We start from the raw sequence: 12062 nt of genomic DNA on the forward strand, positions 1-12062 counted from the left end.
CTTTCGCACATTTTTTTCAGGCGACGGCTCCGTGGGTTGAGGCCATCCCCGCGTAGAGCGGGACCATGTTCTTGTATTTCCGGGTCGACCACTGGCTGCCCACGATCTGGCGCAGCTTGGCCGCGGCCAGTTTCTGGCAGTTCTGCCCGTCGGGAAGCGCTACCACCACGCGGGTGCGTCGGCGGATTTCCTTCATGATGCGCCCTAGTGGGTTGTTCGTTCGGATTCTCAGCCAATGGCTGTCTGGGAAGTAATAGTAACTCAGCGTCTCGCCGATTTTGAATGCTGGACGTATTCTCCCCAAAAGCGTGGAGTGCGCCCCTCGCACTGGACCAGTCAGGCGGCTCTTTTTGACCGTGGCGCGGCGTTTCTTTCTTCGAACTGGTTGAGGCTCAGATAGCCGAGCGCGGAATGCAGCCTGGTGGCGTTGTAGACGTTGTCGATGAAGTTTGGCAAATCTGCCGCGACTTCATCGAAGGTCTCATATTCGGTCACATAGACCGCCTCGACCTTCCGCGTCTTCATGAAGGCGTGAATCGGCATGCAAAAGTGGCTCTGACTCATTTTTGGTGCAGCTTTGGGCACGGTTCCCGCAGAGCTGCGGCGACCGAGTCTTGATCTCGCCGGAGCCCTACCAGATCCAACACCTCCGCTGCACATGTACGCGGAGAATGCTGGCTTCAGGTCAGAAATGGCAGGAGGGGATTGGCGTCGCGCTTACGCTGCGGCCGTCGTCTCGCCTACTTTTGCGTCCGTTTATTCGCGCCCGGAACCGGACACGTGACGGACACCCCTTTGCACAGCAAAAAGCCCCGCTTTGTGGCGGGGCGCATGGCGTTGATAACTAAAGAATTTTTGGTTGCGGGGGTAGGATTTGAACCTACGACCTTCAGGTTATGAGCCAAAATTCCAGCGTTTCCAATAACTTAGCTGAACCAATGGCTTAGCAGACAAGCCTTTGATTTCACGAGTTTTCGCCTCTGACATTGGACGACATTAGCCTCTTTCCACCGTCATAAACATTCGCAAAATGACATAAGCGCGTTGACATGGCGTTGACATGAACGCACGCCAGTTCGTCCTAAGATAATCGCTTTGCCACCTCCAACCGAACCATTTTTCCGACCCGCTTGCACCTAACCGCTCAACAGCTGCCACCCAGGCACCGCGCGGCGAAGGGCAGCAGCAGCCTCATTGTGGACCATAGCACAGGGTGCAGCTTCAGTCAGGTCATCAAAGTGGAGGGCGGGAAGCGGACGTACAGCCACGCCGCGCGAGTCATGCCTGTCAAGATCCGAGGCTGATCTTCAGGGGACAACTCCAGATACCTAACTGAGCAACAGAGCCCACTCGCAGCAGATAGCCGCCCCGAAAGCTCCCGGAGGACGAATGAGATAAACTACGAGAAAGCTTCCATCATATCGCGTTCCAGATCTGCTATTTCCCGGCTGATGCATTTCTTGAATAACGCGTCCAAATCTTCGGGGTTCATCGCGTCTAACTCTGCCCTCGATTTCCTTGGCATTAACACCGCAATTTGATGTTTTTTCTGTTCCGAATCAAAATTGTCAAAATTCGGGAAATAGGCGCTGGAATCTGCATTGTAACGAATTTCATGATAGGCTTTTACAAAAGTCTTTATCCTTTCCAAGTCACCGACAGAAAGCACCTCGCCAGCTTTCTGCCTGACGAACGCATCCAATCTTGATAGCTGACTTACATTATTCGTCTGGGAGAAAAAGAATAGCCACCCGATATTCTTTCCGACAAAGCGACATCCGGAAATTCTGAGATTCATCTTCCAAATTAGCGGCCCCTTATTATTTGCATACTTCATTCCCGACACAATCTTCATGACGTTTGAGAACATCTTCTTGTACGACGCAAGCCGAACCTCTATGCGATCCAGTCGAAAATGGTATCCTAAATAGTCAATCCCATCCGTGATTGGAATAATCGCACTCTTTCCCGAAGTCCCAACAGGGTGACACTTGATCTTCCGCTTTGATTTCAACAAGCGCGGAACAAATTTAGACAATTCATCGATGTGAGTAGGCTCACCCAGTATCAAGATGTCATCCACATACCTAAAGTATTCGATGCCGGAAATCTCAATCATTTCCTTGTCAACGTCAGCAAGATATATTGACGAAAGGATATTTGATATACTTAGACCTTGTGGAATTCCAACCTCATTCCGGCGACCTGAGGACTTCTTGATGCCGGTCGGCGTTTTTATGGCGTTCTCAATAAGATGCAATATCTCCTTCTTCCTGACTCTTCTCCGCAGGATGCGCATAAGAATCTTGTGGTCGATTGACGGAAAATAACCTTGGATATCGAGGCGAAGATAGCTATCGGTCGTCGGTCGAGTTCTTGAGGCTGTGTGGACCTGCTTGATCGTAGAGTGCGGGACCCGCGTCACATGTTCCGGATAAATTCTCGCCAGCAGCTCGGCTAAAAACTTCAATACCAGCTTGTCCCGGACGGTAGGAATCGAAATTTGGCGCGGGGGGGTCGACGCTCCTTTGGAAATCAACTTTTCCTTGAAAGACGAAAACTCGTAGCCACAGCTTCGCACCTTGCGAATAACAATTTCAATTTCGGCGTCTATCCGGGACGCAAAGACCTTAGCAGAAACACCATCGCGCCCTACAGCTGATCGATCTGCAATGTAGTCGTTAAATATGTCTTTCAGCTGCGTCGGGCCAAAAGTTTCCTGAAAGAGTTTTCCTGGGAGAGCTGTCATGACACTTGCAAGAAAATCAGTATAAAAGTGTAAAGACCCAAGACGAATATAGCGGCGCAAGCCAGCCAGAATATTAGACCGAAAACCACATGCTTTAACAGCATAGGCCAAGACCAAACAATACTTGAGCCGTCTTTTCCTTGCATCGCACGCTCCTGTCCTTCCCTTTTGTTCAAAAGGGTTAAGCTTAGCACTACAGATTCATAGTCCCAGCTTCCATGGTTGCCGTAGCCTGCGAGTATTTCGTGGTACTGCTGCGTGAATTCATCTAGAGAAGCTCCAGAATCCAGAAGCTTTTGCAGCCTCAAATAGCACTCCCGATGCTGCGCTGCATTCTCACCAAACTTAAATCCGAAGACAATGACGGAGAAAGCGAAAACGAATACCGACAATATGGCCGTATACAGATCGATCAAAACACCGTTTTCTACAGAAGACCGGACAACTGACCAGGCGATGACGCTGAGAGAAAGCCAACTAAGAAGCAAATGCGCCACCCAGTCATATAGCCGAAGTCGCTTTTCGGCATACATGCGACTTTTAGATGTTATCCAAGCAGCTGCACCAATCCCCTCAGTTTTTTCGATGCTCATTTACTCCCTCGAACTTAGAATACAATGTGTGTGCGAGGCATAAATCACAGTATCATTTCCTCCGAAGAAGATAGCCGAAGCTCCGGCAACGCCACGCTTCCCAAGTTTAGCCCGTCTCCGAGCTGGCAGAAGCTCTGCCCCCTCGCACACAGCAGACAAAGTGCTATTTATCCCTCGTACTGTCCAGCGTCATTTCCACTATTTCGGCACCAGCCTCTGGTGAACGAACTCGCCAATCGCAGCATGAGAAGGCCGCGTCCCGCGACCTCGGGCAACGCGGCCAAGGTCATGTGTGTGAAGGCGGACTTTGTCTACGACGCCAACCGCGATGTCTATGTCTGCCCCGCAGGCGACGACCTGACCTACCGCTACACGACCGAGGAACGCGGCATCAAGATCCGGCGATACTGTATCAACGGAAGCAAGACCTGCCCGCTTCGAACCAAATGCACGACCGGCAACGAACGGCGGATCTCACGCTGGGAACATGAACACCTCGTTGACGAGTTGTCCGACCGTCTGGACCGCGACCCGGACTTCATGACCCTCCGCCGATGCACGGTCGAGCACCTGTTCGGCACGATCAAGGCGTGGATGGGCAGCACCCATTTCCTGACGCGAAGGCTGAAGAACGTCCGCAGCGAGATGGCGCTGAATGTGCTGGCCTACAACATGAAACGGATGGCTGCCCTGATCGGCGTCAGAGGGCTGATGCGGGCCATGCAGGGCTGATCACGGTCCGCAACAAATCCATCAGGCCAAACCATGGACGTCAGAAGCCACCCAGAGCCGCTGTAGGAAGCGATGAGACCCTCGGACGACCGTAGCTGCCTGAGATGCCGGTCCGCCTGCGTAACACTGTATTGCCGCCGGTTTCCACTCAGCCTCGGCCGTCAGCGACCAATCCGCTTTGGGTAGTGAAACCGCTCTGGCTCAGCCGCCAAGATTGCCATAGTTCACGCCGCTGCCCAGCATAGCGTCTCGACAGAGTCGCCTTGCCAAAATAGCTGCCAGAACGACTTCACGTTTTTGCAACTGGGCCAGCGGCACCCTCGGGAACGGCCACCGCGCCTGCCGCAAGCGGCTTGAAGGCGAACTGCGTTTCGCATTTGTCGTGTGCGCACACCGGCTTGCTTAGGCCGAACGGCCGCTGATATTTGGTGCGCCCGCAGACGCACTCGAACTGCCCGCGGAACACCTTGAACTCGTCCCACCTGGTCTGTTCGTCCCCAATTGAGCCGTCGCCATAAGGCGCATCCTGAAAATGGCTTCCGAAATTCTCAATATCGCCCTTCATGAGGCTGGTGATGAAGCGATTGTTGACACCCGGCACATCGGCGGGGGTTAACTTGAGGTTACCGAGGAACCCCCCAATCGCCGAAGCCAGCTCGGAGCGCTCATATGAATAGGCCTTTTCGAGCTGCCGGATGCGGACATTGACGCCAAACCCGCGCGCAATGCCCAGCAGCCATTCTTCCTCGGCCTGGCGCATCTCGTTGGCGGCGGATTCTCCCTTGGCCCAGCGGTCGGCGATCATCTCGTCGGTGACCTTGTGGTCGGCGAAGCGCGGCCCAAACGCCGGGTCCAGTCCGATGATGCGGCTGAACTGCCAGTCCTTTGCGGCTAGCTGGTCCTTCAGATGATTAAAGAAACGCTCGTCATGAGTGACTAGGATAATCTGGCAGTCGGTGAACATCTTCGCGATCAACGCACCGATCGCGCGGCGGTGATCGGCGTCATAGGATGTGACGACATCGTCCAGCGCGATCACCGGTGCGGCACCGTTGAATTTCTTGATTGCCGCGAGGCGCAGAGCGAGCGCGACCGAATGGATCTGAGAGTCGCTGAGATAGCCGCCCGGCGCGACGCTTGGACGGTTTTCCGCGAAATGGATCACCAGCTGCATGCGCTGCTGGTTGATGTCATCCTCGCCGGGCAGTTCCAGCCGGATCAGTTTGGCTTTGGCACCCTGGATCTCCTTGTAAATGTCGTTCATCGGCGCCTGAAGCGTGTCGAGCAGCGACTGGACCTTTTCACGGATCTTGCCCGATACGAGCGTGGCCTGCGCGACGAGCGCTTCGTGCAGCGCGGTTAGCTCCTCGGCGGTTCGCGCTGCCAGCGCCACATCCTCCTGAAGCTTCAGCAGCCGGTCGATGCTGGCCTTAGCCTTGACCCATGTATGCTCGCCCTGCTTCGCTTCGATGTCCGCGATGTCTTGGTCGAGTTCTGCCAGACGGGTCTCAAGCTCGGCGACAATGGCGGCGGACTCAGGCGCATCGGCGGCCGGCCATCCGAAAACGCCGGTCTGATAGGCGATGAGCGCGATCTTGAACCAGTCGCCAAAATCGTCGGGCAGATGCTCGATCATGGCGGGAAGACGCGCCACGAGCTGGTTGTGTGCTTGGATAGCGGCAGTCTCAGCGTCGTCCAGCGCGGTCTTCGCGTCGTTGTAGCTTTGAAGTTCCTCGAGATGGGTCTGCAGCAGATCGCGGATTGCGGGCACGCTCCCGGCAGCGGTGTCGCCGATCGCCGTGGCGCATACCGGGCAGGCGTCGGGCGCCGTCGCGACATCGGAAAACAGCTTCTCGGCTTCCTTCCACACCGATCGGAAAACGGTCCCGGCCGCTTTGTCCCGCTCATCGGCCTCAGTGGCCTTGGCATCAGCCTGAACGGCCAGCGCCTTATCGAATGCCGCGATGGCGCCGCACAATTTGGCGTCACCACCGTCCTCGGGGACAATCTTCTGCCACAGGGCCACGACCGAATTACGGATCTGTTTCAGGACAGCGAGCCCGACCCGCTTTTCCTCCGCCTCGACACGCTTGCCGACCTCGACATAGCCCTCGTCTCGAGCGGCGAGCGTTGTGAGCGTCAACGCCGGATCGAGCGGCGCGATGACGCTCGTGTTGATGAAGCCGAGCACGGCCGCGTCGTCCCACGCCTGAACTGCCTGGGCGGTTTCGGTCCGCAACAGGCCGACAACGCGTTCCTGTTCGGTGGTGCTCTCGGCAGCGGCCTTCACATCACGGCGCAGTAGGCGGAGGTTCTTTTGCACTTCCACCAGCGGTGAAAGCTGGAGCCAGTCCGCCACGTCGCTGTAACGATTCTCAGGGCTATGCGATTCAACGAAGGTGCGCAGCGTATAGCCGCGGATGATCGGTGGGACGACGAAACCGGCCTTCATTGCGGTCGCGGCCGCGTGGATCGGGCGCGGGTTGCCTACTGCGGCGCGGCTGCCCTCGGCCGTCGTCTTGCCGGTAATCGTCGTGAATTTGACCACCGGCGTAATGCCCGCTGCCTGCGCACCATTGTGCATGAGCGCGGGCGGTCCGGCCTGGTTGTTCAGGGTGCGCTGCCCGAGCCGTTCGAGCGTGCCATGTTCGGAGAAGAGAAATTCGAGCGCGTCGATGACGCTCGACTTGCCCAGACCATTCGGCGCGAAAATTGCCAAGCAGGGCTTTTTGCTAAAATCGAAAGTCTTGGGCTGAAGATAGGCGCGGAAGCCTTCCAGCGTCAGCGAGTGGAAAAGCATCGGATCAGGCATTGGCCTGCTCCACAGCTGATGCCGCGCGCTTCATTGCCAACGCGACGATTGCGGCCTTCGCATTGGCCACGGCATTGGCATGCGGCGTGACAGTCAGCAGGTGATCCGAAAGAATGCTGGCAAGATCGGCGTCCACATTGACCGACACCTTGAGGGTCTTGGACACGACTGCCAGGAACGCGTCAGGCGTCTCCGCTGGTTCGACCTCTGGCAAAGCGAGCACACCATTTGCCGCCGCATCGTCCAGTGCTTCCGTTTCGTCCTTTTCCACCAGTCCCTCCATCAGCGACTTCTTTGCGCGAATCGGCGCAGCAATACACCGATTGCCCGCGCGCATGCCGAGTCAGACTAACCAGATTGATCCCAGCCGAAAATGATCGATCGCGCCATCACGCCGGATCGGTTGCAATATCGCCAGGCGGACAAGCTACCAAATTTCTCCGACCGCCGAGCGCTATGCCTAAACCGTGGGGATGCCGGCATAGCGAAGGACATTGTTCAGGTCATCGAGGCAGCGCTGGCGCAGTTCGTCGAGATAGCGCGCCAGGTCAGGCTGCCGGATATCAAGGCAGGTGCCGACCGTCACGATCGTGCCATCTTTGAGGCCTTGTTCGAGCTGCGTGCGCAGAAGCTTCAGATGCTTGTCGACGTCGCCAAGGCCAGTGCGGGCCAGATCATCGTCCAGTTCGCGATAACCACCTATCGCTTTGCGGATGACCTGCCGGCTTTCGCGATCAACCAGCTCTCCAGTGCGAAGCGCCTTCTGCGTGTCCTTCAGAGCATGGAAGAATTCGCTGGGGGTTTCGCAGTGAAGCGGCACCTCGAAGGCCGGTCGGGCAAACGCCATGGCGATGGTGCGCAGGATGATCTCGTCGATATCCTTGGGCGAGCCCACCTGGATCACATCGCGATAATATCGGCGCTGGAGTTCGGGATAGCTGTTCAGATGCGAGATGCACTCGTCCCAAGTCCAAACGATCGCAATCCGTTTGCGGCCCATCTGCTCCCACTCGTTGTTAAGTTCCTCGACCCATCCCTGTACCTTGGTGTCGCGGCGGGCGGTGGTTGCGAGGATCCACAGCTTGAGATCCGGTACGAAGCTAAGAGCGTCGTCGGCCGCGTCACGCAGCAAAGCGCGGGTGATCGGACCGCCCGGATAGGGATTGTTGTTCTCGTCGAGGTCGGAGAGGCGCTTGCACTGGATCCCTATCCGTCCGTGGCGGGCCGATGTGCCGAAGACATCGACGCCGTTCTGTGCCTGGCCAGGGCGGCCCACTTGCTGCGCATTGGGGACGCCATAGACCTCGGTCAGAAGGCCAGCGCAGAGCTCTTCGAATTGCTGCCAGTAGAGCGGTGGCTGGAAGAACTGCCAGACATTTCCCAAGGATCGTCCCCCCAAATCATCGCGCGATCGTCGCGAAGCCTCACGCGACCAGTCGCCGGTCGTCGCTGGCCCCTTGTGCTATTTCCGGGTCGGATAGTGAAGGTACTTAGTTTCGGTCCGCCGGTGATAGACGAAGCCCCCGTCGATCACTGCGTTGATCGCCTTCGCGCCCCTAAACGACTGCAATGCGGGCGCAAATGCGGACTTTTAGTGGAGAACTGTCGATCGGCAACTATGGGCCGAGGCTGTGTGCGTCGCCGGGGCGATCACTGTTTGCAAGTTTGCTCCGCCCGTTTCTCCTGCCCAACAGCCGCCGGTCAAAGATGCCACTTTGAACGTCCGCTGTGGCGGCTTTCTGCGGATGCATTGCCGCGGCAAAGCCTGATGTCGCCCAATCCGCCGCAGACGTCCAATCTTTAACATGAAAGCTTGGCAGGCGCTCACGGCGGCACCTTGATCCGGTCATTTTGAAATCCCGCCACCATCTCGCGCAGCGCCGCGGGCTCGATCACCTCGACCGCATCGCCCCACTTGTAAAGGTGCCAGGCCATCTCGACCAGACCGCTGGCCTCGAACGTCACGATCAGCCCGCCGTCGTCCTGCTCGACCATCTCCTGTTTCGGGTGGAATTCATACTCGCGCGCAGTCGCTGCGGCGGCCGGGCTGAACCGCCACACGACGCGGGTGAACTCTGCGTCTGAATGGAACGAACCGAAGGACTGCGCCGCATAGGCGTCAAGGTCGAAGTCCTTGTCCTTCTTGAACCAGATCATGGTCATTTCGACCTTTGCAATGCGGTCTAGGCGGAACCGGCGCAAGCCGTCACCCTTGGCGGGATCGCGCGCGATCAGGTAGTGACGTGTCCCAAGGAGCAGCCCATAGGGCTCAACAACGCGCTTTTTCGGCTCTGCATCCTGCGCGCCCCGATACGACATGATCAGCTGAAACTGCCCCTTCAGCGCGGCGGTGAGGATGCTCATGTGGTCAGGGCATGTCTTGACCCGGGGGCCAGGGCGACAGGCATATCCCTTTACCTCCAGCATCGCCTCTGCATTCGCCTCGGTCCGCCGGGCTTCGGGTGTGGGCAATTTCGCCACCAGCCTGTCGCGCACAGCCTCGAGGGAAGCCGTCTCCGCATGCGCCCCCTCCCGCTGCGCGCGACGGATCGCCATTTCAATGGCCGTCAGTTCATGGTCATAGACGCCCTGCATGCCGAGCTTGTTGGTTTCGCGCAGCGTCCACCAGCGGCGGCGCTCGCTGTCAGTTTTGTGGGACAGGCTCGGATACACTTCCTTCAGGGCAAAGAGCATGCGCTGGGCCGTGCGTTCGTTCACGCTGAACTCTGTTGAAATGTCCTTGACCGTGACACCCTGATGACGCGACGCGGCGATGTGCGCGAGCTTCAGCAAGTCCTGCGCCTTCTGGAATGACATGGCGTTCCCCCTTTATCCCCGACAGCTTATGACGGAATCCCTGACGTATACTCTACCTGAGGGCGATTCGCCTTAAGGTTGTTAATTGATTGAAGAATTTGACAGGTGCCCCTCTGGCGCCCCGGTCAAGGCGTGCCTTCGTCAATCGCATGCCCAGCCGTCTCCCCCCTCGCATCACCGCGTCGCGCGGCTTGCCACCTGCTGCTGGTGGCAAGCCCGCATGCCCCCAGAACGAGAATTGGAGTCAGAATGGCACTTCCACCCAGAGCATTTTTCAACCTGCATGAAACCGCGTCACGTTGGGGCTGCATGATCGCCGACATTGCAGGCTGGGCCACCGAGGGCAAACTGGACATTGTGACCGGCATTCCCCTCGCTATTTGCGGGACCGACAAGGTGTCAGGCAAGATCACCGTTTCCCCCATGGACATGCTGCCCCTTTTCCGTCGCGGCGGGACCGGGCCGACCGTCATCAAGCTGCTGCGGATCAAGCCCGAGGGTGGGCACGATTGGGCCTATGTCACCGAGCCTACCGACGGCGTCGAGGTGTCGATCGCGGATCTGATGGTCACGGGCCAGGATGTGCAGCGCTTCGAGGATGATTACGATCTGCTGCGCCGTATCGGCGGTGGGACAGGGTCGCTGTCGCCTTATGATTGGGAAGGCATGTATGTGACCATGATCCAGCGCATCCACGAACACGGCCTGCCCGCCACACAGGCAGAGCTGATCGGCGAGTTGCAGGAGTGGTTCGCCAATGTGGCCGAGAACGGCGAGGTTCCGGACGAAAGCACTATCCGCCGCAGGTTGCGTCCGTTCTGGCGCGCGCTGCGCGGGAACAGCTGAACGACTGGGGCGCTTCAGGCGCGCTTGGCATCCGCATCGTGGACAATCTTCGGGCGTGGCCGGAACATTCCGGCCACAGCATCCACCCCGGCGCGCAGGGGCGAATCCATCAGATGCGCATAGCGCAACGTCGTCTGCATCTGGCTATGGCCCAGCAGCTTGCCGATCATCTCAAGCGAAGCCCCACCACTGACCAGCAGCGATGCGAAGGTGTGGCGCAGATCGTGGATGCGCACATCGGGCAGGTTCGCCTCGCGTTGCACCATCATCCAGAACCGGCGGATTTCCTTGACGGGTTGGCCCGGCACATCGCCGGGGAAAAGCCATGGATTGCCTTTGGGCACCAGAAGCCCGCGCTGGCGCACGATGGCGGCGACATCGCCCGAGATCGGGACCCGGTGGACCTTACGCTGCTTGGTAGTGGCCGCCGGTTTCGACCAGACGCCGAGTTCGAGATTGAACTGCTCGAACTGCGCCTGACGCACCTCGCCCACGCGGGCACCCGTCAACATGCAGATCCGGATGATGCCTGCGGCGCGCTGATCCACGGCCGCGTCCAGCACTTCGGCCAGCTTCGCAATTTCTTCATGGGACAGGAAGCGCTCGCGCGCGGTCTCGACCCGCTTCTTGAACCCTGCCGCCGGATTGTCTGTGCGCCAGCCCCATGTGATGGCAAGGCTGAACATCTTGCGCAACACCTCTCCCACGCGGTTGGCGCGGACTGGCGTGGGCTTCTTGCCTTGCAGCTTGCGCGCGCGGTTATTGGGCTTTTGCTTTGAAGGTCGCGCCCGGCCCTCGGCAATGATGTTGAGCAGTTTGGCAACGTCATGCGGGGTGATGTCCGCCACCAGCTTATTGGCCCAAAGCGGCGCAATCAGCTTGGTCAGTACCGCGCGCTGATCAGAGGCATTCAGGGGCGCCAGATGCGGGACATGCTCGACCAGATAGCGGTCGATCATGTCTTTGAACCGTGGGGCTTCGCGCAAATCGCCACGCTCGCCCAATGGATCGCAACCCTCATCGATGACGCGGCGCAACTCGCGGGCCCGTTCCCTGACCGCCGTCACGCTCCATTCAGGCCAGCGGCCAATCGCCATGCGGCGCTGGCGCCCTGCGAACCGGTAATCCAGCACGAAGGATCGCGCGCCAGATCGCAAGACGCGGATCGACAGCCCCCGGATCTCGGTGTCAAAGACCTGATAATCCCGATCCTCTTCCGGGATCAGCTCGCGCACTGATTTATCGTTCAATCGCAATCTCTTGACCATTCTCGCACCTCCTGCTGCGCCTGACACAGGCGTAGATGCGCAGGCTTATCAAGCGAAGCATGCAGCCCCCTCCGGCACATAGGCGGTGACCGGTGGTGATGCGCCGCAGGGCTGCCGGTCTCTGAATTCATGGGGAAAATCGAAGCGCGACTGGATCAAAGCCTGGCCGCGAGCAACAGAATCAGGGCGCGGAATAGCCGCCTGTGCGCCCCCCCGATCCATTCCGTGTGTTCGGTAGGCAGCGA

9 protein-coding genes and 2 pseudogenes are annotated in these 12062 nt (G+C 58.3%); 2 read left to right on the forward strand and 9 right to left on the reverse strand.

Going from position 1 to position 12062, the window contains the following annotated elements:
- Positions 1 to 16 precede the first annotated feature (16 nt).
- The 4 genes and pseudogenes from V7Q53_RS06105 to V7Q53_RS06120 form a co-directional block, all read right to left on the reverse strand.
- Positions 17 to 277, reverse strand: a pseudogene (locus tag V7Q53_RS06105) (transposase); the annotation flags it as partial.
- Positions 278 to 336: 59 nt separating this feature from the next.
- Entirely contained in the window at positions 337 to 543 is a 207-nt protein-coding gene (locus V7Q53_RS06110) for an IS3 family transposase (RefSeq protein WP_333827572.1), read from the reverse strand.
- A gap of 856 nt (positions 544 to 1399) precedes the next feature.
- On the reverse strand, positions 1400 to 2749 hold the full coding sequence (locus V7Q53_RS06115; RefSeq protein ID WP_333827573.1) for a reverse transcriptase/maturase family protein: 1350 nt from the start codon (positions 2747 to 2749) through the stop codon (positions 1400 to 1402).
- Positions 2746 to 3342, reverse strand: coding sequence for an SLATT domain-containing protein (locus V7Q53_RS06120; protein ID WP_333827574.1), 597 nt, complete (start codon positions 3340 to 3342; stop codon positions 2746 to 2748). Before V7Q53_RS06120 ends, V7Q53_RS06115 begins: the two co-directional genes overlap by 4 nt.
- Before the next feature lie 252 nt (positions 3343 to 3594).
- Here V7Q53_RS06120 and V7Q53_RS06125 point away from each other — a divergent pair.
- Positions 3595 to 4074: pseudogene (locus V7Q53_RS06125) on the forward strand (transposase); the annotation flags it as partial.
- A gap of 289 nt (positions 4075 to 4363) precedes the next feature.
- Here the strand turns inward: V7Q53_RS06125 and V7Q53_RS06130 are convergent.
- From V7Q53_RS06130 to V7Q53_RS06145, 4 genes are all read right to left on the reverse strand, one after another.
- Positions 4364 to 6886 carry an AAA family ATPase gene (locus V7Q53_RS06130; RefSeq protein WP_333827575.1) on the reverse strand — a complete coding sequence of 841 codons (2523 nt, stop codon included), beginning with the start codon at positions 6884 to 6886 and terminating at the stop codon, positions 4364 to 4366.
- A complete protein-coding gene (locus V7Q53_RS06135; RefSeq protein ID WP_333827576.1) occupies positions 6879 to 7169 on the reverse strand; it encodes a hypothetical protein in 291 nt (96 codons plus the stop codon). Before V7Q53_RS06135 ends, V7Q53_RS06130 begins: the two co-directional genes overlap by 8 nt.
- A gap of 177 nt (positions 7170 to 7346) precedes the next feature.
- Entirely contained in the window at positions 7347 to 8270 is a 924-nt protein-coding gene (locus tag V7Q53_RS06140) for a hypothetical protein (RefSeq protein ID WP_333827577.1), read from the reverse strand.
- A 440-nt stretch (positions 8271 to 8710) separates the two neighbouring features.
- The gene (locus tag V7Q53_RS06145) at positions 8711 to 9703 is read right to left on the reverse strand and encodes a helix-turn-helix transcriptional regulator (RefSeq protein WP_333827578.1); all 993 of its coding nucleotides are present in this window, start codon (positions 9701 to 9703) and stop codon (positions 8711 to 8713) included.
- 249 nt (positions 9704 to 9952) lie between these two features.
- On the opposite strand from V7Q53_RS06145, the gene V7Q53_RS06150 reads away from it, so the two are divergent.
- Positions 9953 to 10549, forward strand: coding sequence for a hypothetical protein (locus V7Q53_RS06150; RefSeq protein WP_333827579.1), 597 nt, complete (start codon positions 9953 to 9955; stop codon positions 10547 to 10549).
- A 14-nt stretch (positions 10550 to 10563) separates the two neighbouring features.
- On the opposite strand, the gene V7Q53_RS06155 is transcribed toward V7Q53_RS06150, so the two are convergent.
- Positions 10564 to 11817, reverse strand: coding sequence for a tyrosine-type recombinase/integrase (locus tag V7Q53_RS06155; RefSeq protein WP_333827580.1), 1254 nt, complete (start codon positions 11815 to 11817; stop codon positions 10564 to 10566).
- Between the last annotated feature and the right edge of the window lie 245 nt (positions 11818 to 12062).

This window comes from Pararhodobacter sp., from assembly GCF_036802785.1.
Classification (GTDB): domain Bacteria; phylum Pseudomonadota; class Alphaproteobacteria; order Rhodobacterales; family Rhodobacteraceae; genus Pararhodobacter.